Here is a 25,636-nt window from a genome sequence, read left to right as displayed (position 1 = left end):
CCACAAGTAAATTTTCAGCCTATAGTGGGGGATTAAATATGCTTTTGGAAAGCCAACCTTGGAAAATGGATTTAAAAAGAAGAATGCAACTTCTTCTGAAATATAATACACCTGAAAATTTTGATCAAAAACCAGACGCTACATACACCGTTATAGAGAAGTGTATATTTTATTCAGCTTTTATAATCCGTAAACTTATTGATTGTGGTGGTAAATTGAGTGATGAAGCAGACAACTATACATTTGAAGTTAAGTCTATAAACCCACTTAAGCCGATAAACAGGCTAAGTCGTTGCCTTGAAGAAGATAGCCATAATTGGAAGAAACAAACTTCCGTTGCTATTAAGGGAAAAGATATATGTAATTCGCTAATACACTCTTACTTATTTTTTGTAGAATTCGATGAAATTGGAATTATAGTCAATTTTTTGGTTTCATCAGATTACGACCGAAATAAATGCTTATATAAAGTATCTCTTTCTGATTGGGTAACATATATGAATTATATTGTAACTGATAATATTGTAAGTCTATCATCACATTTTGATTCTAAGTCAGGAGACTATATTTATTCTCGTAAGGAACGCGGGAAATGACAAATTCTCTCATAATAATCCCCGCCTAACATTTCATCAAGCGGGGATTTCATTGAAAATTTATGCTATTATGGGGGCCAAATGGGGGGCAAATTCTGTACAGGCAGGAAGCTATCTGTTCAGCTTGTCGGAGATGACGGCAAGTGTCTTGGCCGCACGCCGCAAGTCCGAAGCCTCCGCTTCACTCAATGCATCGTCATGACGGGTTTCGTAGAGTACTTCCAGTATCAGGTTCTTTGCCTCCATCAGCTTATCGGACGGCGTGCTCAGTTCCGTAATCTCGATTCCATTCCCCATACTATCCCTCCTCATTCCATACTTCCGGTTTCACATAATCCACGCAAACGGTCAACAAGGATTTCCAGTTTAAATCTCATATCCCGTAAATCGTCAAACTCCCGTTCCGAAAAATAGGGAGCGTCCACATTAGCCGACATAGCGTCTGTAACATACTGATACGCCTTAGCCAGATTATCCGCTAATGTCTTTTTGTCCGTTACTTCTTCCGTAATTTCTATCATATTCTGTCCTCCTTAACATATTACCTCACAGCCAGCACAGCGTCCAGCTTATCCGCTGCGTCGCTGTCCTTTGTCTTCAGGGCATGAGCATACACATCCAATGTGATGGATGTATTTGCATGACCTAACCTCTTAGAGACCGTACAGATGTCCACCCCCTCCGCTATCATAAGGGTGGCATTGGTATGACGCAGGGAATGGAGGGTTACTTTGGGCAGGTCATGACGTTTCAGGAATTTAGCGAACCATTCCGTTACCGTATCGGGATAAATGGGTTCTCCGTTGCTTTGGGTAAACAGCCTGTCCGTATTCATCCATCGTTCGCCTGTACGAAGCCTCCGTGTATTCTGCCATACCCTGTAATCTTTCAGCAGGGTACAGAGAGTAGGACTTAACGATAATTCCCGACGTCCTGAACGTGTCTTGGGTTCTTTCGTGATGATCTGTCCATGACCGATATACTGAGACGTCCTGACGATACTTAATCTGCGTTCTGTGAAATCAATATCTTTCCATTCCAATCCGCATAACTCTCCGCGTCTCATACCCGTATAGAGAAGCAGGAGAATCATGGTACGATACTGTATGGGTTCCTCATTCAACAGGTGAATCATGTGAGAAGTCTCCCGTTCATTCAGACATTGTATCTCCTTACGTATCAGTTTAGGCGGGTCAGCTCTTCCTGCCACATTCACATCTATCATGCCCCAACGGATAGCAGTATTCAGCATTTTGGAAATGAGCCTGTGATGTTCTATGATTGTCTTGGGAGAAAGTCCTCCGCCTCTGCTGTGATTTGCTCCATCCCGTGCAAGACTCCGATAGAACGCATTTAGCTGAATGGGTGTAAGGTCACGAATCTTGATATGACCGATTGCCTTATCAATCCGTTTCAGATAATCTCCATAACGGATATATGTCTTGGGAGCCAGTCTTGTCTTGAACTCCTGCATACACATCTCTGCCAAATCATGGAAACGGGTGGTGTTGTCATGGCATTTCCCACGCGTTATCTCATTCTCGAATAATACAAGCTGACGTTTCGCCTCTTTCTCTGCCTGCTTTGCTGTCATGGATGAATCGGGAACCCATCTTCTGTATTTCTCGATACGTTTCCCGTCAACGTCATATCCACAGCATACCCTAAGGTCATATCCTTTGCCTTTCTTTCTGATACTTGCCATTTGTGTAGTCCACTCCTGTATGATTGATTCATTGAGTCGTCCTCAACAAAATTTCATTTTTTCCATACTGAATAGGATTCCCTCTTTTTCGGATAGGATATTTTGACAGAATGATTTAAGACATTATATTTTATCGGTTTGGAAATACACAGTATTTCCAGACCAATGTATGATAGGGGATTTTATCATAAAAAGAACGAGATGGTATTTGTTGCTTCATCTCGTCATTAGATATACTTGATTATGATAATGTTCGCTTATTTATTGCAAAGGGAATCTATTTGGATTCATTTACCCCCTTTTTTGGATGGAAATTTATATTTTTTAGATTTTCACCCAAATCGGGGGGTAAGCTATTGACTGATATTGCGTTTTTCGATTCTCCAAGCATTTTTGTAATTATGCTTCTTTCCATCTATCATTTTACTGGTTTCAAATTTCTTTATGACAAACTGACTTCCGACTTCTTTTAACTTACTATTCAGAGTGTCTATGCTTTTCAGTAACCTATTACGATTATTACCGTCTCTCACGTTGATTCTCTCAATCAATTCCTGTCTATCTTCTCTGGTTAACATAATGATATGGGATGTATATAATTTGTTGAGATATGTTTCCAGATTTTCATGTTCTGTATCAGATACGCTGTTCTTAATCAGTCTATTCTCGTCAAACGTATCTTCCAGACCCATCCATGATAATTGTTCCTTAACAAACGCAAATTCTCCATCTTCTTCAAATTTCTGTATCATAGATTCCGCAAAATGTTTATCGTTCAGCAACCTTGCTTCTCCTGATGGATTGACAGTCCATTCCTTTGTTTCTTTATCCCGATAGAATAATTCCTGATACTCTCCAAGAGCTTTTATATTGGTATCATATTTTCTGTTAAACTCGTTTGGATTCTCCTTGCATAATTGGATTTCTTCTAATTTCTTTTGATAGCTCGTAAGCAGGGTATAAAAACTCTTTTTATACTGCATGGGGATATATAGATTCAATAAGTCTGCATGATTGATGTCTACTCTCCGTCTGCCTAACATCTGGAGAAAAGTTATTTTATCCCATACCATAATTACGATGTTTTTGACTGCATGGTCTTTAATATCTATCCCATTATCCAATGTTTTTGTGGTAATCAACACTTTTCGGTTGAATTTACTGTGATGGATGATACAGTCAAGTTCTTCATGTTCTGTTCCGGCAGATATAAAGACAGAATCGTTTCCTAATTCCCTTTGCAGTTTCTTCCCTTTATCCAGATTGCTTACAAAGACGATCCATTTATCGTCTGAACGGTCATTTTTGATGAGCGCGGTAATATCATGGATATTTTTAAAATATTGGGGATTGATATATGAGTAATCCCGACCTGTGGAATAAGTTCTAATATTCAGTTTACGCTCTCCTCCCAATAAGTATTTCTCTGCTACAGGCCTTATCTTCTCGGCATATTCTTTGATTGGCTCGATTACTTCATCCATCGTAGCGGTCATGAATATCTTGATAGCGTTAGGATGATAATAATTTACCAAAGAACCAAGGGCGATATTCGTTTTATTGTTGAAACCGCTATCTGCAAAGAGGTAATGACATTCATCCAGTACGATATAACTATACCAAACACTACGGTTGAGAGAGCCCATTTCTTTTTCAAAATATCTGTGATTCAGTACATCTTCCTGTAGCGACTGGTAACTGGAAATAGATATCCATGACGGCTCTAAGCGTCCTTCGATTCTGGATATTTTGTCCAATTCTTCAAGAGTGGAGGGGATTTCCTTACCATACTGTTTCAGTAAATCCCGTTTGATTTGCCTTTTAAGGTTGATTCGGTTACATACAAACAGCATATTTTTATATTCACGAAATATGTATGGAATTAGGATATCCTTAATGAAGTGTGTCTTTCCTGTTCCTGTCTGGCTTTCGATGAGTATAATATCTCCCGGTTCCCAGTTTTTATATTCCTCACCAATAATATCCGTTACCCAGTTCAGTTTCAGCTTCATCCTTGTTACTCCCATATTACCTATTATTATCTTTATCATATCACAAGCATTCGATGGATGGAATTTCGATTTACAGGGCAGGAGCTTTACCAGTCTGCGCCTGACATTTCATCAGCCCACTTGTTATCTGATTACGAAAAACTCCACCTGCATGATTTTGGGAAGCGTGGTGAGGATATATCGTTATACAAAAAAGAACGTCATATTATTGTGATATGACGTTCTTTCTATTTCCGAAAAGTAAACAAAGCAAGACATCAAAATATTCTTCCATCATAAAAGAGGATTCTTCAGAAGAATGGAAAATTTTTTGATTTACCATCATAACAGAATTTGATGTATGAAGTATTCTATTATGTATCTCACCATGGATATGCAGGGTGCTTTTTCAGCAGATATTCTGCATGGATAGGCAAGTTGTTATCTTTGGGATGAAGAAATATCCTGTGTGATTCTGGGATGTGTGGTGTCGATTTAGGGGGTGAAAATATGCTGTCAGGATAGAACAAACAGAAGCCACTCCATTGTACTGTATATAGGAGCGGCCCTTGTGTCTACTTGGAATTGTCGTTTTTACGGTCGATCTCCTCAATATATTTCAGCAATACATATTCGATAAGATTCGTCATAGAGCGATGCTCATCTTTTGCTATTGCTTCGATTCGGTCAAAGATTTCATCGTTCAAGCGTAGGGTAAATACTCGTTTTAATGTAGACATATAGGTTCTCCTTTCACTAACATTAGTCTGATTACAGTATAGGAGAAATAAAGGCAGGTGTATGCAACCACTAAATAATGTAATTGACATCACTATGACATATATCTATAATGAAATCATCTTAATATAAAAGGGGGCAAGAAATTAATGAAAGCAATCAGAAATATGTTATGTATCGCGCTTATAGCTATTTTAGCAGTAGGATTAGTGGGATGTGGAAATACTGGAAGTACTGGAAATACTGTTGGGAACACTATCGAAGATATTATAGGTGAGTGGAAACCAGTAAGCATGGAGTTAAATAACAAAACATATACTGGAACCGATATACCTGCGGGGAACTTGATTCTTTCTAAGGATGGAACGGCCTCCTATGGATTTTTAGAAGATACCACTTGGGAGAAAATTGAGGAGGGGTACTATCAGTTGAAAAATCCACAAGATGGAGTGACACATGAACTTAGATATGAAAATGATGTACTGAAAATGAATGCTATAGATGGAGAGTTAGTTATGACTCTTACAAAAATAGGATAATATCCAGTTAGGCAGACTGAAAGATGATAAAGTTTGGCTCAATATTGATACACAGAGCAAGAAAGTATTACGTATAGAATTTTCAGGAGGAAAAAATGGAAAGAAAAGTAGTCGCATTTATCGTGATTGTGATTGTAGCTATTATAATTATAAATAGTTTACGTTTACATAGTTGTACTAATAAATCACGTGAGATTGCTTGGTTCAAAGAACAAGGAATGCCCTCGAGTTTTATTGAGGGATATGAACATGCACGCAAAGGATTTTGAAGGGGTAACAAAAATTATGAGTACAATAAAAAATATATTATGCATTGTGTTGGTAGTCGTTTTAACAGTAGGATTATTAGGCTGCGGAGGGAGTGTAGAAAGTGGAGGAAATAGTGGTGCAATAGTAGCCGTTGAAAATTTTAGTGAGGGTTTGGCTGTTGTCTCAAAGAACGGATTGTATGGTTACATTGATACATCGGGAAATATTGTAATTCCTATCAATTTTGTGGAGGCAACATCATTTAGAGATGGGATTGCGCAAGTGTCATTAGAAGATGAAGATAATACATCCTATAAAGCACTTATTGATACACAAGGCAATATCGTATTTGATTATCGAGATTATCAAGATAAGTACACAGAAATGTTTGACTATTCAGAAGGACTTATCGGAGTTTCAAAACATGAGGAAAGTTATGATAAAAATGAAACATCCTACGGCTTTATAAATATTGATGGGGAAGTTGTAATACCCCTTCAAAATGAGTGGGAGATACAACCCGAGACAACATTTTCTGATGGCGTGGCTTGGGTAAAAAAAGACAAAAGTTGGTATATCATTAATAATAAGGGGGAACGACAAACCTCTTCAGATTCTCTCCCACTTCAATCAGTATCAGCTTTTCATGAAGGATATGCGATAGGTGAAACTCCTACATGGGATACAGTTATTGTTGATTCAAAGGGAGGGGCAACACGTTTTATGCTCCCCAGTAAACCAGACTATCTGGGAGACTGCAGTCAAGGACTATTTGCGTATGGTATTGACTATGGCGGCTATAGCAGCGACTATGGATATGCCAATGTAGATGGGGATAGAATAATTGATTTGTCTGACTATGATGTCACAACATTATCCGATTTTAATGAAGATCTTGCAGTTGTATTTTTTAAGGGCAAAGACGAGAAGTCATATTGTACCTATATAGATAAAAGCGGAGAATTTGTTTTGGAACCACAAAATGAATATTCATTTGGAATATTTAGCGAAGACCATGCTGTTTGGACTGAATGGGATACCTCGACAGGATTATATGGATATGTTGTAGATAAAAATTTTAACAAAGTATCAGACCGAATCCAATTTGATGATATTATAGACGCTAAATTTTCCAATGGATATTGCATAGTACAAAAAGATGGTAAAGCAATGTTTATGGATAATAGCGGCAATATGTTAGAAATTACTGAATCGTAATAAAGATTAGTATATCTATCTATAAATTTATTGAGGCTCAACCATCACACGGTTGGGCCTCTCTTCTATTAAAATCAATGAAATTCATTGACGTACGTTATGCCGTACGGTACAATAATGTTGAGGTGAAAGATATGGAATCAATCAATATTACCAAAGCAAGGCAAAATCTATATAAACTTGTTCGTGAAACCAATGAATCACATAATCCTGTTCATATTACAGGAAAGGATGGAAACGCTGTTTTGGTGTCCGAGGATGATTGGAAGTCTATTGAAGAAACCTTATACCTGCATTCTGTTCCGGGGCTTGTGGAAGCAATCAAGGAGAGTGAAAACGAATCTATCGAAGAAATGAAAGAGTATGACCCGAACGAGGAATGGTAATGTACAGGGTAGTATTCACGAAACGGGCAGAGAAAGATAAAAAGCTGCTGAAAGCCGCAGGATTGGAAGCTAAAGCAAAGGTTCTCTTAAATCGGTTGGTCGAAAATCCATTCCAATCCCCACCGCCTTATGAAAAACTGTTAGGAGATTTACAGGGCTATTATAGCCGCAGAATCAACGTACAGCATAGATTGGTATATTCTGTAGATACGGACGTTCAAATCGTTGTAGTAAGGAGCATGTGGACGCATTATGAACGGTAGTCAAGATATAATGAATCAAATCCCTGTTGACACACAAATAAGCAAGAACACAATCAACCGTTTGACTATTTTAGAACGTCTTGATAGGAGCGAACAGAGTTACAGACTGAACGGTGGTTATTCCAGTGAACAGGTCAAAGCGCATATTGATGAAATGGCAGAGAAATTGCCGTGAGGGCAGGAGGTTCAACACATCTGGTTGGGCCTTTTTTCATACCCTCAGGGGCCAAACGGGGGCCAAATCGTGATGAACAGGTGTTGATTCATGGAATAAAAAAAAACTCTGCATTATGATTACAGAGTCTTGTATATTTATGTTCGCTACGCGTTATGAGCCCGACGAGCTACCAAACTGCTCTACCCCGCGACGTATAGTATTCTATGGTCTCCAACAGCGACCAAGTAATATTATATAACGATACCCTGCCTCATGTCAACTAAAAAATAAATATATTTCATTCACCGGCAGATGGTTCGTCACTGGCCTGCGGATCAGGCGACGGGCTGCTGTTTTCCTGCTCCACATATTTTTTGTCGCCGGGCTTTAGCCAGCCAAGGCGTTCACGCGCCTGCTTTTCGATATATTCATCAGAGCCGATATAATCCAACTCGTTTTTGTAATAATCAATTTCCTTTTCGAGCTCTTCCTGCTTTGCGTTAAGCTCTTCCTGCCGTGATATCTGGGACGCAAGAATCGTCTGCTGATTAAAAAACGTTAAACTGGCATACACCAGAACGCCAATTAACACAAAAATCTTTATTCTGTTAAAGCGAAACGTTTTTTTCTTTTTTGCCATAACAGCAAGCCTCCCATGGTTTCCTATAAGATACCACAAATATCGCTTCACTTCAAGAAAAAGCGCAAACTACTGACAAATATAATACCCTGTCGCGAAATAAAACAATCTTAAATTTTACAGAAATGTTTATAAATCGTAAATATGATGTTATAATATACAAACTTAGTAAAATAAGGAAGGTTTGTTATTTATGAAGAAGATACTGACAGTTTTATTGGCAGCGCTCATGGTCTGCGGTGTATTTACGGCTTGCTCCAAGCCCGCAGAAGAACCGTCTGCCGCTCCAACGACCATTACAACAGAGACTCAGGAACCGTCGGCTGCGCCGGCAACAGAAACGCCGGATGCAATCCCCACGGATGTGTCGCCCACTACAGGGCTTACGGGGAATACGACATATAAGCCGATTATCGTGCAGATTGACAATGAGTCGGCAAAGGCCCGTCCGCAAACGAATATTCAGGCTGCGGACGTCGTTTATGAAACCCCTGTGGAGGCCAGCGACGTACGTCTCACCGCGCTTTACAACGACGCAATCAACGGCGAAGACGCTCCTGACGAATTTACGGTCGGGCCGGTCCGCTCCACGCGCTACTATCACCAGCGCATCCAGCAGGAATGGGATGCCCTTTTCGTACATAACGGCGGACCTGATTCAACAGGCGTTTCCGAGACAAACATCTGGGGCGAAAGTAGCGATCACATCAAACAGCGCATCAACGGAGCAGGCAAGCATGCCACGCATACGGAACTCTTTTTCGCCCTGAAAAAGGGATCGCCCGTATCGGCATATGCAGGCGTTGACCTGATGAAAGCACTCGAGCTGTATGATTACACGCCTGAGCCGCTGCAGTCCTTTACGTTCTATCCGCTCAAGGATTATGCCGATGAGCCGGAGATTGAAAAAATCGAGCTTTCTTTCTATAAGAGCCCGGGATTCGTATCCTATGAATACGATAAGGATAAAGACAAACTGATTCGCTCCATGAACGGAAAAGAATTTGAAGACGCAGTTACGGAAGCTCCTGTAGAAGTCCAGAATCTTGTAATCCAGTATGTGGACGGCATCAAGGACACCGGTTCGAGCGAGGGCTCGCGCAAAATCGTTACGCTTGAGGGCAGTGGAAAAGCGGAATACGTAATCCACGGCAAACACCTTACCGGAACGTGGGAGCGTCCAAGCTATACCGATAAAACAACCTATCGGCTGGACAGCGGCGAAGAAGTAACCTTTACGCCAGGCAATACATGGATTGAAATCCATCCGTCCGAGCACGACGTTGTCACAACGTTTGCAGATGGAACGGAAGAAACCAATAACGGACAATAAAAATTTTGAAGGCCGCCTGAAACAACGGGCGGTCTTTTTATAGTCAATAAATCAAACCCAGCGCATCGTACAGATATAACCATGTGCGTTGCGCAAGGCGGCTTAGTCTGAAGGGATCGGAGAAGGTCTCAGGGATAGTGATTTGGAAAAATACCGTTTGCGCAGGAAGTTCATAAACTGCAATAATAGTTGCCTATTCCCGCTGATATCATATATAATAGGTATATTAGCAAATATGGAGGAGAACAGAATGCCAAAATATACCAAGGCACAGCTTCACAAATTGATTGACGAAAACGATATTAAATTTTTACGGTTACAATTCACCGATGTTTTCGGCATTTTAAAAAATATAACGGTCATGGCTTCCAAGCTTGACACAATTATTGAAAAAGGATGTATGTTTGACGGCTCGTCTATCGACGGATTTGCGCGCATTGAGGAATCCGACATGATGCTGGTTCCCGATCTGGATACATTTGAAATCTTCCCCTGGTCAAACCCCAAGGGACGCACTGCCCGGTTTATCTGCGATGTATATATGCCGGACGGCACGCCGTATGAAGGCTGCCCGAGGCACATCCTCAAAAAACAGCTGAAACGCGCTAAAGAACTCGGCTATACGCTTAATATCGGCCCGGAATGCGAGTTCTTCATGTTTCACAAGGACGCGAATGGCAAAGCTACAATCGAGACAAATGACGACGCAGGATATTTTGACCTTGCACCGCTCGATATGGGCGGGGGCGCCCGTCGTGATATTTGCCTTGCACTCGAAGAGATGGGTTTTGAAATCGAAGCGTCCCATCACGAATGCGCGGCAGGTCAGCATGAGATCGATTTTAAATACGGCGACGCGCTCAGGATGGCAGACGACGTAATGACCTTCAAAATCGTGGTCAAGCGCATTGCGCAGATGCACGATTTACACGCTACCTTTATGCCCAAACCGATTTTTGGAATTGCGGGCAGCGGAATGCACATCAATATGTCATTGTGCACAGCTACAGGAAACGCCTTTACCAGCAAAGCGGATGAGCTTGGGCTGTCGCGGCAGGCTTATGGCTTTATGGCCGGCATCTTAAAGCACGCGCGCGGGTTGTCTTTGCTTACGAATCCGACGATCAATTCCTATAAACGCCTTGTTCCGGGCTTTGAGGCGCCCTGCTATATCGCATGGTCTGCCAAAAACAGAAGTCCTCTTGTGCGCGTACCATTTGCCCGCGGCTCGGCTACGCGTATTGAAATGCGCAATCCCGATCCTACCGCAAATCCGTACCTTGCATTTGCGGGCGCTCTTGCAGCAGGCCTTGAAGGCATCGAACACAGCCTGACGCCTCCACCGCCGGTGAATAAAAATATTTATACACTGACGGATGAAGAAAAGACCATGCACAAAATCAAGCGCGTGCCGCAGAACATGTTTGACGCGATCAATGATTTTAAAGAGGATCCGCTGATGCGCGAAGTTTTGGGCGGCGCCTACGAAAAATACCTCAAAGGCAAGAAAAAGGAATGGGCCGATTATTCCCAGCACGTTCACGAGTGGGAACGCGAACAGTATCTTACCAAATATTAAAAATAACAAACATGCCGCCTAGTAAAATAAGGCGGCATGTTTTATGCTCGACAGACGATTTCGTTATTGACAAAAGTCCCAGAATCCACTACAATTATTATTGCTATCTGATTTAGACGGCCCCATGGTCAAGCGGTCAAGACGTAGCCCTCTCACGGCTGAAACCCGGGTTCGATTCCCGGTGGGGTCACCATTTTGGAGCAAAGTACGCTTTGCTCTATTTTTATACAAAAAATTTAACCTGCGGTTCTCCCGTTTGGGGCAATATCAAAAAAGCGTTCCTCACGGCAGCATCGGATATAACAGTAATCAATTCACTTAATCAAACAAATGTGGAAACTAAATTAGAATTGCCTAAAAGCAACGGGACAGAATAGTTCGTTGCTTTTTTGTCTGATAAATTCGCAAAACTCAACGAATAAAGGCATATAACACTGGAATAAAAAAACAAATTACATCTACGAAGTGATGAGGTTACCAATGTTTCTCCTTTACACATTGTAGATTTTGTAAATTTCTTCTAATTCTATAGGTCTACCCAAAATAGCGCATAATTTCTGCCATCTGCTGTGATACAACGTGTCCAGCAGGCGACGAACATCTTCCGGAGCGCCATAGTGGATTTGATTGTGACAATTGCTGCACAGGCAACAAATGTTTTGCTCTCGATCAAGACTTACGTCGAATCGATCCGTGGCAGCCATGGGGATAAAATGGTGAGGCTCCATATACAGATGCTGGGTGTTACGCTTGGTAAAGGAAGGATGGTCCGGATTCACCTCACAAACGTGGCCAGCTAGTCTAAGTGCCGCTCGGGCTACCGTAGGACTGCGCTTATACACAGGCTTATTACCTGCTCGGCGGGCTACTTCACCTTTCGGCAGAGGCGCATTTATCAGCACCGAGGGGGTAGCAGATTCTTCCGTAGTCTCGGCAGCTAAGCTCTCCATCAGAATTCGGTCCTCGGCTTCCTCAGGATACAATTCCAGTAGGTTCAACTTTTGCAGAAAGGCCGCGTTTATCATTGCCATTTTCTCAGAAGATTCATCCCTGGCCTGTTCTATCAGCTGAGCCAGCATCGTCCGGCCTGTTGCTGTCAGCAGCCACCAACCCTTTTCCTCCCTCTTGGTCATATGACCACTATTCACAAGATGAAGGCGTTCAAAAGAAAAATCATTGCGCCAAGTCTTTTCGGCGCGGGAAGGGCGTGTCCCGTCATTCTCATCATTTTTGGCCCAATAGCCATTATTTTGTATATGCTCCAGAACTTGGGATTTGGTGGCTTCGCCTCCCAGCTCCGCTATGGCGTACAGCAATACCAATTGAGTTTGTTTCGTTTTGATCATCGTCCATCCATCCCCTCATTTTTCCACTGTAATATTGGATTGGTTATCAAGTTTTCCACAAAGAGTTTCTGTAATTCTTGCAGCATAAATTGCCCCCGGGGAGTGGCGTTTTGAAAGGCTTCGTGGATAGCGTATAAAGCGTCACCTATTTGCTTCTGCCGCTCCATGGCTGGATAGTACAGGGATATCCGAGCGATATCATTCTCTTTCAGACTAGCCCGGGTGGTAAATACCGGCGCATTGTGTTCCACCTCTCCCCGATACACTCGGCTACGAAAATAACCTGCTGCATAGCGGTGATATACTGGAAAAGTATCACCTGCGCCGCGGGGCCGCAAGCGCTTAGCAAATCCAACAAACACAGCATCCACGTCTTCATCCGCTACACAACCACAGCCAAGCTGCTCCAAGTTTTCACTGGTTCGGTTTATTAATACATCCCCTCGGCGTATGTTGTGCTTTTCCCTCTTTGCCTGTTCCACCACAGCGCATATGTGTTGGGTCCGGGGCACAAAGTGATTGTGTAGAATAGTTTTTACATCTACCAAAGGAGTTCCAGTCCCATACTCCGGTTTTCGTATCGACAACCCACCAAAAATATTGTATAGTGCGCCGATAGATGCCTTTTGCCAGCTTGTAGTAGCTGTATTGTAAGTAAGTGCTTTTATACATTCTGCAGTATCTTGGGCCAAACTGCCTTCCATACACAAAAGACGTATTATTAGTCGTGGTGTCTCCCAAGCATCAGGCGCAAGTGGTATGTAGGGCAGACAACTTCTGCTATAGTGATTGGGACTTAACGAATAGTCATATGCCTGAATCTCACAAAAGCTTGCGGCTATTACGCCCTCACGGTGTTCCATTCGCTCCTTCTCCCACTCCTTTAACAATACGGCAGGCAAAACAATCGCTTCCTCAAAAGTTTTATTCTCCACTTTCATAAGCCGGGGCAGATCAATAAACAACACCGCTTGCTTTTTGCGACTCTTTTTTTTCAACACCCAAATACATACGGGTATTTTTGTGGTATAAAATAAGTTTGGCGGTAGCGTAATAATCGCCTGCACCACTCCATCCTCCAGCATTCTCTGACGGATGGTCCGCTCCCTAACGTTAATGGTGGTAAGGGTGCTGTTTGGCATGATTACCGCCGCTATACAACCTTCCTCCAATTTAGATAGAATGTGCTGCAGCCATGCAAAGTTAGCATTACCTCTGGGCGGCAGACCATAGTGCCAACGCTTATCCCTATAATTAATGCCTCTGTACCAGTTCTTCTGATTAAAAGGTGGATTCGCTACAATAGCGTTAAAGGTCAGACTCTGGTGCACATCCAAGGCCAGAGTGTTGGCAGGGGCAGGCCCCAAGTCAACATCTAGCCCACACATTATTAGGTTCATGCGGGTCAGTGTACGGCAACGAGCATCCATAGTTTGACCATACAAGTCCGTGGCTCGTTCTGCCGCTCTTGGTACGGCAGCCAATAGAGCCCCGCTGCCGCAACAAGGGTCGTATAGACTAGCATCAGCATTTACAATATCTTGCATACACGCGATTACCTGCTTAGGAGTATAAAAATCTCCATTGGTTACTGGTAATTCCTCAGGTTCCCATCTCAAAAGAGTCTCATACACAAATTCTAAGCTTATATCTTCGGGTAAATTAGTAAATAAGCGTACAGCGTCCTCCATCGCCTGCTCGTCTTCTACAACAATATCCATATCCTCAAGCAATTCTCCTATCCAATTATGCTTTCGTGCCAGCCTTCTTATGGCCTCCTTCAAAACCGCAACATAGCTACCACCCTGCCGCTCAACTATCATATCCCAAGCAGTTGCGGTTACATCCCCAATTCCATCGATTCCGTTTTGTGGCTGGGCCTCTATAGCAAGCTCCTCCTCGGGTGGGGAATAGCTCGGCGAAAGCTTTCGCAGCAATAATAGCCATAGAAGCATGTTATTGTCAAGTCTTTCCCGTAGATGCCACAGATCAGAAAGGATACTCATCCGCCCTTCGTTTATGGTGTCCATTCATACCGCCGCCTTTCCATTGTTATGCTCACAATACTACTTGAAAGTAAAAATTAAAAAGTTTAAGTTGAACTTATATCCTCAATTACTACAGCTCAATTAAAGTGCCAAGTATAGGCCTATACAAACAAAATAGCATTCAATGCTGTTAATAAGCTTTTAAGGACTGTTTTTTACACCTTTTCCTTACAGCAGTACTATCTATCTTTCTACAGTTATGGTACATCAGCAGATAAAAGGGATGTTGTAATCCTTTCAGATATTTGGTCACTCATCTAATATACTTATCTACGTTTATATAACATCAGTTTTCGTCACATTGAATAGCGCATTATGGCTTTTCCAAAATTATATCACTGAATCAAACATTATCCAACGATAACTTGAGCAGATTGAAATATATGTAGTGAAATAAGCATAGGAATCGGGTAGACAATCCGATGGGTACGAAGCTCAACAGAGAGAATCGAAAAAACTGAGTATATGATTGTAAGGCTGGAAAAGAGATTAATCAGCTGGAACAACAGGCTACACAGGTTGAAGAATTTATCTCCGAGCACAAGTGGTATTCTGAAATCGATGAATTGACGTTTGCCATTCTCAACGCCCCTGTGAACAACGAGGTGCTTATGGAGACGCCGGACAAAAGCATTGACAAAATATTCTGTGAGCTATATCCTTATGAGGATATTGTCGCATTGGAACACTTTAAGCCTATTGTGGTAGAGAGACTAGACAAAGAAACGACGTAGCTTTGTGCCACGCCGTTTCTGCATCCTCTTTCCGTTGCACTTCGTGCCTCCCTTTTCCAGCTTTATAACAGCTAACCAAGCTTGATATATGCGTCAAGCCCTTCCGGATGATCCGGATCAAAACCAGTTTCGAGCGCTTTATAATAGGAAATTAGTTGTATCATATTAAGGGCGGGTATTCCCGCCGTTGCGGTTCCCGGATTACCATAATAAGAAAGCGCAAGCTGTACGCCTTCTATATTCGGGCAATCTTCATAGGTAAAGGTGATTACCTTTGCCTTCTTATTGATCAGGTCTTTCACCAGCTCCCTGTAAAAATCATAGCCGTCCTTACGCAGTACGACAATCACCAGTGATTGCTCGTTTATCAATACCATGGGCCCGTGCCGCACGTCCAGCACATGGTAGTATTTGCCGCTGATACGGGCAATTTCAGTAAACGCAAGCGCCCCTTCCCGCAATATGCCGCAGATTTCCCCGTCTCCCAATACATAGGTCTGATTCCAGTCAAGCTTTGCAGCATCCTGAAGCTCGGGTTCTATTTTCCCAAGATAGGTATCGCCTTGCGCCGCGAGCTCCCTCACACCGGAAAACATCTGCTCATTGCCGGTAAGCGCCGCGCAAATTAAAACGGAAGCAATGTATAGATTGGACACCGTGCGCGTCTGGCATACGCTTTCATCATATGCCCACGGGATCAATACACTCATGTCCGACATTTTCTGCAGCGCACTGTTTTCCCGCGCGATCACGGACAGCACTTTCCTGCCATAGCTTTCGCGTAATATTTTTACGGCATTCAATATCTCATGCGTTTCGCCGGACCTCGTGACTACGACTACCAATGAATCTCCGATCACTTTTTTGTAATCCTCCGAATGCAGCATCAGATCTCCCGCGGCGAGCGCAAACGCAGGTAGTCCGCCAAGGTTGGCCGTATATTGTGCCGATACCGATATTTCATAGCTCGAACCACAGCCGATAAAAAGAAGCCTTTTTGCCTTTGACTGTTCCATAATTTCCAGTATCTGTGATTTCTGCTCCAAAACCCTGTCCAACGTTTTTTCGATCGCACCGTATTGTGTTTTTATTTCAGAATATGTATAACTCATTCTCTTTTTCTCCTAAAATTATTTTTTCCGCACACTGCACAGCCTGCCGGCCATATGCGCCATGCCAATGAGCGCCGCATCGTTTCCCAGCTTTGCAGGCACAATTTCCACGTTCCTCAAATGTGCCGAGCACAGCCTTTGGTATTCCCTGACAAAGTCCTTCCACCAGTACTCGCGCGTGTCTACCAGCCCGCCGCCGACCACGATGAGCCCCGGATCCAGCAGGTTCACCACGGAAACCGCCGTAAGCGCCAAATCTGTCTTGAATTGCTCAATCACCCTTTGCGCGTCCTTGTCCCCCGCTCGAAGACAATCAAAGAATTCATATCCCGATGCAAGCTTCCTTCCCGTCCTTTCGTTATACAGGTCGTAAAGCGCCGTACCCGAGCAATACCGTTCCACACAGCCGTTTTGGCCGCATTTGCATTTTCTTCCGTTCGGATGAAGCACCATGTGCGCCACTTCCCCAAAACCAAAGTTTGCTCCGTGCATCAGCCGTCCACCTGAAACATAGCCGCCAACCGTCCCTGTCCCAAGGAATATCCCAAAATAGTCACTGCAGCCTTTTGCTGCGCCTGAAAGGCCTTCTCCAAGAACTGCCGCCCGCCCATCGTTTTGAACCACACATACGAGGCCGCATCGCTTTTGTATCTCCTGCGCGAGCTGTACGCCTGTCCATTCCTTTGAAACGTCGTCGGCATAAACAACCACGCCGTTTTCGTCGTCGACCGAACCATTTGTCGAAATCCCTACAGCACAAATGTCATACTGTTCCTTATACTCGTTTATGATCGTTTCAAATAGATTCAGAATGTTTTCCCGTTTGTATGCTCCGGTTGCCCATCGTTTTTTTGCGGTGAGCGCCCCTGTGCGGTCTGCGATTGCCGCAGCCGTTTTCGTGACTCCACCGTCGATTGCCAAAACATTCATTTCTCTTCTCCCATATTACCTGTTTCCCATGCTTTGTTATGTTCAGCAAGCGCCTCCAAAAACGCCTCCACATTTTCAAGCGGGACCTCCGGCTCCAATAAATGAGTAGGGGCAAGTACCAGTCCCCCACGGTCTTTTGTAAGTGAAAGTACTTTTTTACAGGCTGCTTTTACTTCGTTTGCGTTGCCAAACGGCATCGTCTGCTGCGTGCCGACCGTTCCCCAAAATGAGAGTTTTTCTCCATACCGGGTTATAATCCTTTCAGGATCCATACACTCCGGCTGAATTGGGTTGAGTATCTCTACTCCGGCCTCGATCAAATCAGGAATGATTTCTTCCACATTTCCATCCGAATGATAAAAAACAAGAATGTCCGGATTCACTTCCTTTGCGGCGAAAATTACCTTTGCAAGACGTGGTTTCAGCCATTTACAGTACATATCCCTGCTCATCATGAGTCCTGTCTGTGTCCCTACATCGTCGCCTGTCGTCAGGATATCCACGCCTGCCTGCGCCCATTTTTTTGCGAGCTCCACCTTGAAATCTGTCATTTTATCAAGCAATGCCTGTGCAAATTCCTCATTGACATAAAAATCCATCAGCATGGAATCCAGGCCGCGCAAATACCAAGACGCTTCAAAAACATCCATAAATGCCGCTACTGTCGGTTCCCTCGTTCCCGTATCATTTCCACCGTAGATGCCCGGCATCGTGATCAATCCGTTTTCTTTTGCACGCGCGACCTGCTCGCGTACGCCTTCCCAGCGGTAGTCCTCCAGAAAATCGGGTAGAGGCAATTCCAGAATATCTTCGATTTTTTCGCTGTCCTTCAGCGGCCCGATCATATGGGAGAAATGTTCTACCGAGCTTTTTTCGAGCTCAATCCCCCATTCCGTCACAATTCCCTTTACTTCCCGCCCTTCCAGATAATCCCGGAAAACCTCTCTTGGATCGAGCTTGGTCGGTCTCAGGAAAATTTCCCTGACAGGCATCCGAAAGGCCTCATGATAGTCAACGTCGCCGTATTTGCGTTTAAATTTTTCTACCAGTGCGTTACAAAAGCAAAAAAAAATATGGCACCGGCCCGTTTTGCTCCCTGCGTATCGTTTTTAAATATCCGTCCCTGTTCATTGCATCCTCTCAAAACCGTAGAATTTTGCGGGAATGCCATACAGGGCATTCCCGCAGTGTTTTATTTACTTTTTGAACGTCTCGTCATAGTAGCTCTGTGCGTTTTCAGGCGTTACTTCCACGATTGGCAGGTAATTCATCTTTTCGACCGGTTCCCCGTTCAAAAGCTTTACCGCATAATCGATGAGCGTCCTGCCATGTACGGCGCCGCTCCCCAGACTGATCGAGCCTTTCTGCGGGTCTCCATTGATGATATTGAGCACTTCCTGCTCAGTCGCGTCGATGGAGAATACCGCATAATCCTTATACTGGTCCTCGCCGATCGCCGCTTTTACCGCGTTGTTCCCACCAACGCCACCGCCGGCCGACAGGCTCAGGATCACGCGCAGGTCAGGATTTGCCTGCATGATGCTTTCTGTATTCTTCATGCCTTCCTCTACAGTCAGCGTCGATGCGTTTGCAACGAGCTCAGAATCCGGCAGGAGTTTTTTCATCTCTTCCTCTACTGCTTTTCCTTCCTGTACACCTACCTCAACCGTAGGGATATCAAGGAAGCCCCATTTAACCGCTTTATCTTCGCCAATATTCTCTTTGATCCAGTTTGTCGCAAGCTGCGCGAGTGCCTGTCCGGTCGCTTCCGGATCAAGGTTCAGGCAAGTATCCGCATTTTTGAGTCCCCTAGAGTAGTCGATGACCTTGATTCCTGCGTCCATTGCCTTTTTCGCTACCGGTTCCACGGCTTCAACGTCCACAGCCAGGATACAGATTGCGTCCATGCCGCTTTGGATGAAATTTTCGATCTGGGAAATCTGTGTCGCGGAATCCTCACCCGCATCCACATAGGTTACCTCAAGTCCCTTTTCCTTGCCATAGGTCTGCGCCTCTTCTACAAGCTCAGCCCATACGGGGTTTGACAGGTTGTAGAATGCAAATCCTACCTTATAGGTTTTATCCGCCGCCGGAGCGCCGGAAGACTGTGAGGATGCAGACTGTTCGCTCTGTGCCGCCGCGGTGCTTTGCTCCGGTGCCGAAGAAGTGGAAGGCGTTGTTTCCCCTCCTGTGCAGGCTGTGAATGCAAAGAGCATTACCACACAAATAACGATCGCAATTATTTTTTTCATTTTTCTTCCTCCATTACTTTTATTATTTGGATTTTTGTTTCAGTAGCTTCCTTTTTTATACGCGGGCGTCTCCCCCTTTCCCGGCAAGGATTGCTTTATGCCTCGTTATTAACGTTAATCGCCTTGATTTTTTTGATCTTTTCATTTTTTTCACGCGCCAGCGTGTCGTAAACCACAGCTACAAGCATCAAAACTCCCTTAATCACGAGCTGTGTATACTCGCTGACATTCATCAACAGCAACCCGTTTTCCAGAAAGCCTACGATCAGCACACCCACAAGCGCGCCGAATATCGTTCCCTTACCTCCCGCTGCGCTTACGCCGCCCAGTACGCACGCTGTAATGACATTGAATTCGAATCCCGCGCCGTTTGAGGATAATCCTGAATTGGTACGCGACAACATCAGCAGTGCGCCGATTGAAGTCAGGAAACCGCCAAGGCCGTACGCCAGTATTTTGAGCTTTGCCGTATTGATACCGGAAAGCTTCGCCGCTTCCTCGTTACTGCCGATCGCATAAAAATATCGCCCAAAATAAGTCTTGGTCAGTATGACCGCGCCCACCACAAAAATAGCGATCATCACGATGAGCGAAATGGGGAATCCTCCGATACTCCCTTGTCCTGCGACAGCAAAGCTTGCCGGAAATCCGAAGATGGGCAGGCCCTTTGAAACCATAAAGCTCAGTCCGTTGAGGATATTGAGCACCGCCAGTGTAACGATAAGGGGCGCTACGTGTGATTTTACGATAATCAGGCCGTTCATGATGCCGATCCCCGTGTTCATCAGAATCGCGATGATGACAGCCGCCACCGGGTTCAGTCCGCCTGTTACCATCAGCCATGCGCATACAACGTTGGTGAGCGAAATCTGGTAACCGAGCGAAAGGTCTATGCCGCCGGTAATCATAATAATCGTCATGCCTACTGCGCAAATCCCAAGCGTACACACCTGCCTTGCCACATTAAAAATATTGTTCAGCTGTAAAAAATTGGGGGCAATGAAGCTAAACAGGATAAACATAGCAACAAATACCAAGAATATCCCGTAACCACCCAGCTTTTTTCCAAATTTATGCCTCTTTGATTGTTCCATCGTCTTCGCCCTCCGCCGCGTATTTCAATACCTTTTCCTGCGTAAATTCGTCTTTGTCAAGAATTGCCGACATCCTTCCCTTGCTCAGGATCACCATGCGGTCGGACATCCCCAAAAGTTCTTCCATATCCGAGGAGATCATGATGATCGATTTCCCTTTCCTTGTGATGTCCACCATAAGCTTATAAATCTCCTGCTTCGCGCCTACGTCGATTCCGCGCGTCGGCTCGTCAAAAATCAGGATATCAGGATCCGTCCCCATCCATTTTCCCAGAACCACCTTTTGCTGGTTGCCGCCGGAAAGGTTTTTCACTTTTTGGTGAATGCCCGGCGTTTTGATGTTCAGGCTCCTGACATATTCGGTGGTGAAATCCTCCTCCGCCTTTTTGTTGACAAAGCCTTTTTTGGATAGTCTTTTCATGGAAGCCGCCGTGATATTCTCCTTAATGGTCATATCAAGGATCAAGCCCTGGTTTTTCCGGTCCTCCGGCACCAGTGATATTCCCGATGCGATCGCTCCTTCCGGGGTTTTGGGGCTAATCTTTTTGTCTTTCAAAAGCATTTCCCCGCCTGTAATCTTCGCATTGCCAAACAGGAGCGCCGCAAGCTCTGTTCGTCCTGCGCCCACAAGGCCGCCGAATCCAAGGATTTCCCCTTTTTTGAGGTCAAAGGAAATATCCTTCACTCCGTTGCCGCTGAGATTTCTCACCGACAGCACCACCTCGTCCGTGAGTGCATCGCGCTCCGGATAAGTTTCCTTCAGCGTCCTGCCCACCATAAGGCTGATGAGGTCGTCTTTGTTGGTATCTCCAATATCCTTCGTGGCGATATAGGCCCCGTCGCGCAGAACAGACACCCTGTCTGCCACGCGAAAAATTTCTTCCAGCCTGTGCGAAATATAAATGACCGTAACGCCCTGCTCCTTCAGGGTATCCACAATGCCGAACATTGCTTCCACCTCGTTTGTGGTGAGCGGCGCGGAGGGTTCGTCCATGATGAGTATTTTTGCATCCTTCGCGACCGCTTTGGCGATTTCTACGATCTGTTGGTAACCAGTTGTCAGGTCTTCTACTTTTACCTCCGGCTCAAGCTTTATTTTCAGCATTTTAAAAAGCTCGGCCGCCTTTTCGTTCATCGCTTTCCTGTTGCATATCCATCCCTTGCGGATAAATTCCCCAAGAAAGATGTTTTCTGCGGCGGAAAGCACCGGTACCAGGGTAAATTCCTGATATACCACCGCAATCCCGTTTTCACGCGACAGTGTAGGTGTTAGTCCTTCAAACGTTTTTCCTTCCACTGTTATCGTTCCCGCGCTCGGCTCGATCGCTCCGGAAATCGTTTTGATCAGCGTCGATTTTCCCGCGCCGTTTTCCCCCACAAGCGCGTGGACCTCTCCCCGCCGGAAAGAAAGGCTTACGTTATCGAGCGCTTTTACGCCGGGATACAGCTTTGTGATCCCTTTTAACTCCAAAATATTTTCGTTCACCATTGTAAGATTCCATTCCCTTCAAGCGTACTTTGGCGCCCTTCTCCCCGCAGGCAAAAGCCCGCAGGGAAAGCGCCTTCTATTTCGCATGGCCTACTTATCAAGTCCGACATATTCGTACATCGTCTGGCAGGGATAACTGAAATCGAGCACCTCGCCTTCTTTTTGTTCCTGCAGGGAAACACGGCACAGATCGAGCGCTCCATCGAGAATGAATCCGGGGATATTGAGCTCTTCATACAGCCGTTTCATGTAGGAAAGGTCTTTCAGGCCCAGCGCCAAAGCAAAATCGAGCCGGTAATTTTTATTTACATACTTTTTGCTGTAGAAATCGAATACCCAGTTGGCGAGCGCTTCGCAGTTTAAGATTTGAAACAAATCCTCCTGCTTCATGCCCAGCTTTGCCATTACCGGAAATACCTGTGCAAAAATAAGCGCTTCCGAAAGGCTGCAAAAATTGATTGCCAGCTTTGCGAGGTGTCCGCTGCCGCTTTCGCCGACATAGCTATACTTTTTACAATATGCGCCAAAGAGGTCACTCAGGCTTTCAAAATCAGCCTTATCCCCTCCTACCACGATCTCAAGCTCTCCCGCTTCTGCTTCGTCTGGCCCTGCCATAAGCGGTGCATCCACAAGCGTTCCGCCCTCTTCCTTCATCCGTTTCGCTAATTTTTTGGTGGACATCGGATAGCTTGTAGAGGTATCCACAATGACCTTTCCCTTTACGCCTTCTGCAAAAAACTGCTCCATGATATTTTCCACAATATTTGAATTGGGAAGCGACAGGAAAATTACATCACTCGCGTGAAACACCTGCATCACATCGTCAGCCAATACCGCTTTGCCCTCAAAGCGCTGCATTGCTTCCCTGTTGGCGTCAAATACCGTCACTTTGTTGCCTGCCTCAATAATATTTTTGCAGATACCTTTCCCCATATTGCCCAATCCAATAAAACCAACTTTTCTCATCCTTTATTCCTCCGTTTCTTTTTTAGCCTCGTGCATAGGTCCACGGGCTTGTTTTTCGTTTAAAGCTCCTTCATGATCTCCACATAATAATCCTTCATGTAGCCGACCTGCTCTTCAAGGAGTTCGCTGTGCTCTTTATTGTCTTCGATAGCTTCCATGAGCGCGACTGCCGCTGACATCGAATCCACCTCTGCCTCCCAGAAAAGCGTATTGGTTGGTTCCCTGCCCAGCACCGGCTGAAAACGCCTTGCGGGAGCAAGATTCTTTGCACGCCGTTCAAGCTCGATGAATTTTTGTTCCAGCCTGACAAAACGTTCCTGATCCTTCCTGTCGTACCTTTGGACAAATACCAATTTATATGCCATCTGTAACCGCCGCCCTTTCCTGTAAAAATTGTCGAACAAACTGCCTGTCGATGGACGGATCTATCGTATGGCGGCATAAAACTGCCTGCTGTGCAAACGCCGCGCCCATTTCCTGCGCACAGGGGGCATTCCCGTCTTTCTGGCCGAGCGGCAGCCCGAAATGCAGGCCGCAGATCGTCCCCGCCGTATACGCGTCCCCCGCTCCTGCGGTGCTGACAGCCTTCATCCTGTGTCCGGGCAGGAAGTCCGCTGACGTCCTTGAAATTGAATAACTTCCTTTTTCCCCGCAGGTCATCGCCACGTGTGGCATGTTTTCCCGCCCGGACAGGAATTGCATCATCTGTTGCGCCAGCCTGCCGCAGTCCCTTTCCTTTGAACCAAGAACCGCACCGGCTTCCTCTTCGTTGATCACCAGCAGGTCGCTTGCGTCAAAACCTCCGCCTGTCAAAAACTCCTGTGCCTCTGCGCATACGAACGACGCAACGCAATACGCACCTTTTTCCCTGCCGGCCTCAAGCAATGCGATCCGCGCCGCAAGCGGTACTTCCGGCACCGCCAGAACAAGCGTCTCCTTCCCGGGCGGCGTTTTGAGGCGCCCGACGCAGGAGCGCACATAGTCCGCGTCTACCGCTCCGCTTGCACTATTCGACGTAGTGATATTACACACGCTTTTATCAGGATATTGCAGGCACACACTATACATGGTAACGCCGCTTTTTGCCTGCTGTACAAATTCCGTACCGATACCGGCTTCCCGCATTTCCCGTACCAACCTGCCGCCGTTCGTGTCATCCCCAATTTTTCCAATCGCGTATACCTGCGTATCCCCGGCCAATACCTTTGCCACGTAATGTAAAATGATATGCTGCTTGCAATAATCGCGCGCATCGCTCAGGGCAGCCGGTCGGGATTCTCCCCTCCGCAACGTCCCGTTTCCCTCCAACTCGAATAGGACGCCTGCGCCAATTCCGCCCGTACCCACCACCTGCGCGAATCTTCCTTTCATACATTGACTCCCAAAAATTCCCACTCAGGATGTTCGCTGATCGGATGGCACGCGGTATCCCTGGTTGCAGTAATAATTGCGTCCGGGTGGTTTTGCAGAAACGTAAGCGGATATTCGGCGTCCACCTCTGAAAACAGGGCCACGCGCAGCGCCGTTTGCTTCCATGAGCCCGTATCGCTGAAAACGCGTACTTTTTTCGCCGACAGGCATTGCTCAACTCCCAAAGTGATCGACATGGGCGGTACAAATTGGTATGCCGCGCCAAAGCTCCTCTGCCCAAGGGTGATAATCGTGTCGAGGTTGTTGTCCTGAATACGGATACCCGACCTGCGGAGTTCTTCCACCGTGATTTTGGAGAAGGGATGCCGGCGCGTCTGGTTATAGGCAATATGCCCGTCTTGTCCCCAGCCACCGATCGTAATATCGACCGGCTTTTCCACGATCCGGTCCGCCACCTCGAACATAGTCTTCGGCTCAAGGAAAAAACGGTTTTTTGGCGGGACGGAAAGCTCCTTTTTGATTGGGCTGTAAAAATTTTTTTCCATGAAGGTACGGAAATTATACGGATCGTTTTTGGCAAGCAGATTCCCCTGCCAGTCTAGGCACTCGTCCATATGGAACACCACCAGGTTTTCCAGCGGTATGTTTTCCTCGTTCACGACGCGCGCAAAAGGCTCATACCAACAGTTCGGCCCGCAGGGGATGATCGCCCGCAGCTCGCGCCCCGCACGGTTGGCGGCTTTTATCTCATCCGCAAGCTCCCGCGCCATGAGTTCGCCCATTTCTTTGGAATCTTCCACCATGCGAAAGGGCGTTTTTGTTTTGCGGCTTGCAAGCTCCTCCGCCGGAATGCTGCACCACTCGTATAGCTCTTTCCTGTCGATCATTTCTCTGTCTCTC

At 45.3% G+C, this 25,636-nt stretch carries 27 protein-coding genes and 1 tRNA gene; 10 read left to right on the top strand and 18 right to left on the bottom strand.

Annotated elements, in window-relative coordinates; genetic code table 11:
* Positions 1 to 65 precede the first annotated feature (65 nt).
* Complete coding sequence (locus ACS5WU_RS04500) at positions 66 to 596, top strand: hypothetical protein (protein WP_465088981.1); 531 nt, start codon at positions 66 to 68, stop codon at positions 594 to 596.
* Positions 597 to 707: 111 nt separating this feature from the next.
* Here the strand turns inward: ACS5WU_RS04500 and ACS5WU_RS04495 are convergent, their stop codons facing one another.
* The 5 genes from ACS5WU_RS04495 to ACS5WU_RS04475 all read right to left on the bottom strand — a co-directional run bounded on the left by ACS5WU_RS04495 (position 708) and on the right by ACS5WU_RS04475 (position 4,999).
* Positions 708 to 908 carry a hypothetical protein gene (locus tag ACS5WU_RS04495; RefSeq protein ID WP_465088980.1) on the bottom strand — a complete coding sequence of 67 codons (201 nt, stop codon included), beginning with the start codon at positions 906 to 908 and terminating at the stop codon, positions 708 to 710.
* On the bottom strand, positions 905 to 1,117 hold the full coding sequence (locus tag ACS5WU_RS04490) for a hypothetical protein (RefSeq protein WP_465088979.1): 213 nt from the start codon (positions 1,115 to 1,117) through the stop codon (positions 905 to 907). The genes ACS5WU_RS04495 and ACS5WU_RS04490 overlap by 4 nt, the downstream gene beginning before the upstream one ends.
* A 20-nt stretch (positions 1,118 to 1,137) precedes the next feature.
* Positions 1,138 to 2,301 carry a tyrosine-type recombinase/integrase gene (locus tag ACS5WU_RS04485; RefSeq protein WP_465088978.1) on the bottom strand — a complete coding sequence of 388 codons (1,164 nt, stop codon included), beginning with the start codon at positions 2,299 to 2,301 and terminating at the stop codon, positions 1,138 to 1,140.
* A gap of 353 nt (positions 2,302 to 2,654) precedes the next feature.
* Entirely contained in the window at positions 2,655 to 4,313 is a 1,659-nt protein-coding gene (locus ACS5WU_RS04480; protein WP_465088977.1) for a DEAD/DEAH box helicase, read from the bottom strand.
* Positions 4,314 to 4,867: 554 nt separating this feature from the next.
* Positions 4,868 to 4,999 carry a hypothetical protein gene (locus ACS5WU_RS04475; RefSeq protein WP_465088976.1) on the bottom strand — a complete coding sequence of 44 codons (132 nt, stop codon included), beginning with the start codon at positions 4,997 to 4,999 and terminating at the stop codon, positions 4,868 to 4,870.
* Between the two features lie 180 nt (positions 5,000 to 5,179).
* Here ACS5WU_RS04475 and ACS5WU_RS04470 point away from each other — a divergent pair, with 180 nt between their 5' ends.
* The 5 genes from ACS5WU_RS04470 to ACS5WU_RS04450 all read left to right on the top strand — a co-directional run bounded on the left by ACS5WU_RS04470 (position 5,180) and on the right by ACS5WU_RS04450 (position 7,685).
* A complete protein-coding gene (locus ACS5WU_RS04470) occupies positions 5,180 to 5,569 on the top strand; it encodes a hypothetical protein (RefSeq protein ID WP_465088975.1) in 390 nt (129 codons plus the stop codon).
* A gap of 95 nt (positions 5,570 to 5,664) precedes the next feature.
* Positions 5,665 to 5,838, top strand: a complete 174-nt coding sequence (locus tag ACS5WU_RS04465; protein WP_465088974.1) for a hypothetical protein — start codon at positions 5,665 to 5,667, stop codon at positions 5,836 to 5,838.
* Between the two features lie 16 nt (positions 5,839 to 5,854).
* On the top strand, positions 5,855 to 7,036 hold the full coding sequence (locus tag ACS5WU_RS04460) for a WG repeat-containing protein (protein WP_465088973.1): 1,182 nt from the start codon (positions 5,855 to 5,857) through the stop codon (positions 7,034 to 7,036).
* Positions 7,037 to 7,170: 134 nt separating this feature from the next.
* Positions 7,171 to 7,422 (top strand): type II toxin-antitoxin system Phd/YefM family antitoxin, encoded by a 252-nt coding sequence (locus ACS5WU_RS04455; protein WP_465088999.1) that lies wholly within the window; start codon positions 7,171 to 7,173, stop codon positions 7,420 to 7,422.
* Positions 7,422 to 7,685 carry a Txe/YoeB family addiction module toxin gene (locus tag ACS5WU_RS04450; RefSeq protein ID WP_465088972.1) on the top strand — a complete coding sequence of 88 codons (264 nt, stop codon included), beginning with the start codon at positions 7,422 to 7,424 and terminating at the stop codon, positions 7,683 to 7,685. The genes ACS5WU_RS04455 and ACS5WU_RS04450 overlap by 1 nt, the downstream gene beginning before the upstream one ends.
* Positions 7,686 to 8,140: 455 nt before the next feature.
* On the opposite strand, the gene ACS5WU_RS04445 is transcribed toward ACS5WU_RS04450, so the two are convergent.
* Positions 8,141 to 8,482, bottom strand: a complete 342-nt coding sequence (locus ACS5WU_RS04445) for an FtsB family cell division protein (RefSeq protein ID WP_465088971.1) — start codon at positions 8,480 to 8,482, stop codon at positions 8,141 to 8,143.
* Between the two features lie 193 nt (positions 8,483 to 8,675).
* Here ACS5WU_RS04445 and ACS5WU_RS04440 point away from each other — a divergent pair, with 193 nt between their 5' ends.
* From ACS5WU_RS04440 to ACS5WU_RS04430, 3 genes are all read left to right on the top strand, one after another.
* Positions 8,676 to 9,815 (top strand): DUF3048 domain-containing protein, encoded by a 1,140-nt coding sequence (locus ACS5WU_RS04440; protein ID WP_046444079.1) that lies wholly within the window; start codon positions 8,676 to 8,678, stop codon positions 9,813 to 9,815.
* 250 nt (positions 9,816 to 10,065) lie between these two features.
* Positions 10,066 to 11,394: a type I glutamate--ammonia ligase gene (gene glnA / locus ACS5WU_RS04435; protein WP_046444078.1), complete on the top strand. Its 1,329-nt coding sequence runs from the start codon at positions 10,066 to 10,068 to the stop codon at positions 11,392 to 11,394.
* 118 nt (positions 11,395 to 11,512) lie between these two features.
* Positions 11,513 to 11,587, top strand: a tRNA-Glu gene (locus tag ACS5WU_RS04430).
* Positions 11,588 to 11,885: 298 nt separating this feature from the next.
* On the opposite strand, the gene ACS5WU_RS04425 is transcribed toward ACS5WU_RS04430, so the two are convergent.
* Positions 11,886 to 12,740, bottom strand: a complete 855-nt coding sequence (locus tag ACS5WU_RS04425) for an HNH endonuclease (RefSeq protein ID WP_465088970.1) — start codon at positions 12,738 to 12,740, stop codon at positions 11,886 to 11,888.
* Positions 12,737 to 14,770 (bottom strand): N-6 DNA methylase, encoded by a 2,034-nt coding sequence (locus tag ACS5WU_RS04420; protein ID WP_465088969.1) that lies wholly within the window; start codon positions 14,768 to 14,770, stop codon positions 12,737 to 12,739. Before ACS5WU_RS04420 ends, ACS5WU_RS04425 begins: the two co-directional genes overlap by 4 nt.
* Positions 14,771 to 15,354: 584 nt before the next feature.
* On the opposite strand from ACS5WU_RS04420, the gene ACS5WU_RS04415 reads away from it, so the two are divergent.
* Complete coding sequence (locus ACS5WU_RS04415) at positions 15,355 to 15,522, top strand: hypothetical protein (RefSeq protein ID WP_302762163.1); 168 nt, start codon at positions 15,355 to 15,357, stop codon at positions 15,520 to 15,522.
* Positions 15,523 to 15,593: 71 nt separating this feature from the next.
* Here ACS5WU_RS04415 and ACS5WU_RS04410 read toward each other — a convergent pair whose 3' ends face one another.
* The 10 genes from ACS5WU_RS04410 to ACS5WU_RS04365 form a co-directional block, all read right to left on the bottom strand.
* Positions 15,594 to 16,634: an SIS domain-containing protein gene (locus tag ACS5WU_RS04410; protein WP_302762162.1), complete on the bottom strand. Its 1,041-nt coding sequence runs from the start codon at positions 16,632 to 16,634 to the stop codon at positions 15,594 to 15,596.
* A gap of 18 nt (positions 16,635 to 16,652) precedes the next feature.
* A complete protein-coding gene (locus ACS5WU_RS04405) occupies positions 16,653 to 17,564 on the bottom strand; it encodes an ROK family protein (RefSeq protein ID WP_302762161.1) in 912 nt (303 codons plus the stop codon).
* Positions 17,561 to 18,556, bottom strand: a complete 996-nt coding sequence (locus tag ACS5WU_RS04400; RefSeq protein ID WP_302762160.1) for a uroporphyrinogen decarboxylase family protein — start codon at positions 18,554 to 18,556, stop codon at positions 17,561 to 17,563. Before ACS5WU_RS04400 ends, ACS5WU_RS04405 begins: the two co-directional genes overlap by 4 nt.
* 204 nt (positions 18,557 to 18,760) lie before the next feature.
* Positions 18,761 to 19,816, bottom strand: a complete 1,056-nt coding sequence (locus ACS5WU_RS04395) for a sugar ABC transporter substrate-binding protein (protein WP_465088968.1) — start codon at positions 19,814 to 19,816, stop codon at positions 18,761 to 18,763.
* A gap of 95 nt (positions 19,817 to 19,911) precedes the next feature.
* The gene (locus tag ACS5WU_RS04390; protein WP_302762186.1) at positions 19,912 to 20,910 is read right to left on the bottom strand and encodes an ABC transporter permease; all 999 of its coding nucleotides are present in this window, start codon (positions 20,908 to 20,910) and stop codon (positions 19,912 to 19,914) included.
* Positions 20,888 to 22,399, bottom strand: coding sequence for a sugar ABC transporter ATP-binding protein (locus ACS5WU_RS04385; protein WP_302762185.1), 1,512 nt, complete (start codon positions 22,397 to 22,399; stop codon positions 20,888 to 20,890). Before ACS5WU_RS04385 ends, ACS5WU_RS04390 begins: the two co-directional genes overlap by 23 nt.
* 90 nt (positions 22,400 to 22,489) lie before the next feature.
* Complete coding sequence (locus tag ACS5WU_RS04380; protein WP_302762184.1) at positions 22,490 to 23,365, bottom strand: NAD(P)-dependent oxidoreductase; 876 nt, start codon at positions 23,363 to 23,365, stop codon at positions 22,490 to 22,492.
* Positions 23,366 to 23,424: 59 nt separating this feature from the next.
* Complete coding sequence (locus tag ACS5WU_RS04375; protein WP_302762183.1) at positions 23,425 to 23,730, bottom strand: hypothetical protein; 306 nt, start codon at positions 23,728 to 23,730, stop codon at positions 23,425 to 23,427.
* Positions 23,720 to 24,736, bottom strand: coding sequence for a carbohydrate kinase family protein (locus tag ACS5WU_RS04370; RefSeq protein WP_320606864.1), 1,017 nt, complete (start codon positions 24,734 to 24,736; stop codon positions 23,720 to 23,722). Before ACS5WU_RS04370 ends, ACS5WU_RS04375 begins: the two co-directional genes overlap by 11 nt.
* A complete protein-coding gene (locus ACS5WU_RS04365; RefSeq protein WP_465088967.1) occupies positions 24,733 to 25,623 on the bottom strand; it encodes a sugar phosphate isomerase family in 891 nt (296 codons plus the stop codon). Before ACS5WU_RS04365 ends, ACS5WU_RS04370 begins: the two co-directional genes overlap by 4 nt.
* Positions 25,624 to 25,636 lie beyond the last annotated feature (13 nt).

It is taken from the genome of Christensenella sp. KGMB01412, assembly GCF_055522415.1.
Note: the sequence above shows the minus strand (reverse complement) of the source record. Positions and strands in the feature narration are given on the sequence as shown.

What these genes read in the sequence shown, in the direction of transcription:
- ACS5WU_RS04500 (WP_465088981.1), top strand. Translation starts at nt 66, where the DNA reads ATGGATTTAAAAAGAAGAATGCAACTTCTTCTGAAATATAATACACCT.
- ACS5WU_RS04495 (WP_465088980.1), bottom strand. Translation starts at nt 908, where the DNA reads ATGAGGAGGGATAGTATGGGGAATGGAATCGAGATTACGGAACTGAGC.
- ACS5WU_RS04490 (WP_465088979.1), bottom strand. Translation starts at nt 1,117, where the DNA reads ATGATAGAAATTACGGAAGAAGTAACGGACAAAAAGACATTAGCGGAT.
- ACS5WU_RS04485 (WP_465088978.1), bottom strand. Translation starts at nt 2,301, where the DNA reads ATGGCAAGTATCAGAAAGAAAGGCAAAGGATATGACCTTAGGGTATGC.
- ACS5WU_RS04480 (WP_465088977.1), bottom strand. Translation starts at nt 4,313, where the DNA reads ATGAAGCTGAAACTGAACTGGGTAACGGATATTATTGGTGAGGAATAT.
- ACS5WU_RS04470 (WP_465088975.1), top strand. Translation starts at nt 5,180, where the DNA reads ATGAAAGCAATCAGAAATATGTTATGTATCGCGCTTATAGCTATTTTA.
- ACS5WU_RS04465 (WP_465088974.1), top strand. Translation starts at nt 5,665, where the DNA reads ATGGAAAGAAAAGTAGTCGCATTTATCGTGATTGTGATTGTAGCTATT.
- ACS5WU_RS04460 (WP_465088973.1), top strand. Translation starts at nt 5,855, where the DNA reads ATGAGTACAATAAAAAATATATTATGCATTGTGTTGGTAGTCGTTTTA.
- ACS5WU_RS04455 (WP_465088999.1), top strand. Translation starts at nt 7,171, where the DNA reads ATGGAATCAATCAATATTACCAAAGCAAGGCAAAATCTATATAAACTT.
- ACS5WU_RS04450 (WP_465088972.1), top strand. Translation starts at nt 7,422, where the DNA reads ATGTACAGGGTAGTATTCACGAAACGGGCAGAGAAAGATAAAAAGCTG.
- ACS5WU_RS04445 (WP_465088971.1), bottom strand. Translation starts at nt 8,482, where the DNA reads ATGGCAAAAAAGAAAAAAACGTTTCGCTTTAACAGAATAAAGATTTTT.
- ACS5WU_RS04440 (WP_046444079.1), top strand. Translation starts at nt 8,676, where the DNA reads ATGAAGAAGATACTGACAGTTTTATTGGCAGCGCTCATGGTCTGCGGT.
- glnA (WP_046444078.1), top strand. Translation starts at nt 10,066, where the DNA reads ATGCCAAAATATACCAAGGCACAGCTTCACAAATTGATTGACGAAAAC.
- ACS5WU_RS04425 (WP_465088970.1), bottom strand. Translation starts at nt 12,740, where the DNA reads ATGATCAAAACGAAACAAACTCAATTGGTATTGCTGTACGCCATAGCG.
- ACS5WU_RS04420 (WP_465088969.1), bottom strand. Translation starts at nt 14,770, where the DNA reads ATGGACACCATAAACGAAGGGCGGATGAGTATCCTTTCTGATCTGTGG.
- ACS5WU_RS04410 (WP_302762162.1), bottom strand. Translation starts at nt 16,634, where the DNA reads ATGAGTTATACATATTCTGAAATAAAAACACAATACGGTGCGATCGAA.
- ACS5WU_RS04405 (WP_302762161.1), bottom strand. Translation starts at nt 17,564, where the DNA reads ATGAATGTTTTGGCAATCGACGGTGGAGTCACGAAAACGGCTGCGGCA.
- ACS5WU_RS04400 (WP_302762160.1), bottom strand. Translation starts at nt 18,556, where the DNA reads ATGCCTGTCAGGGAAATTTTCCTGAGACCGACCAAGCTCGATCCAAGA.
- ACS5WU_RS04395 (WP_465088968.1), bottom strand. Translation starts at nt 19,816, where the DNA reads ATGAAAAAAATAATTGCGATCGTTATTTGTGTGGTAATGCTCTTTGCA.
- ACS5WU_RS04390 (WP_302762186.1), bottom strand. Translation starts at nt 20,910, where the DNA reads ATGGAACAATCAAAGAGGCATAAATTTGGAAAAAAGCTGGGTGGTTAC.
- ACS5WU_RS04385 (WP_302762185.1), bottom strand. Translation starts at nt 22,399, where the DNA reads ATGGTGAACGAAAATATTTTGGAGTTAAAAGGGATCACAAAGCTGTAT.
- ACS5WU_RS04380 (WP_302762184.1), bottom strand. Translation starts at nt 23,365, where the DNA reads ATGAGAAAAGTTGGTTTTATTGGATTGGGCAATATGGGGAAAGGTATC.
- ACS5WU_RS04375 (WP_302762183.1), bottom strand. Translation starts at nt 23,730, where the DNA reads ATGGCATATAAATTGGTATTTGTCCAAAGGTACGACAGGAAGGATCAG.
- ACS5WU_RS04370 (WP_320606864.1), bottom strand. Translation starts at nt 24,736, where the DNA reads ATGAAAGGAAGATTCGCGCAGGTGGTGGGTACGGGCGGAATTGGCGCA.
- ACS5WU_RS04365 (WP_465088967.1), bottom strand. Translation starts at nt 25,623, where the DNA reads ATGATCGACAGGAAAGAGCTATACGAGTGGTGCAGCATTCCGGCGGAG.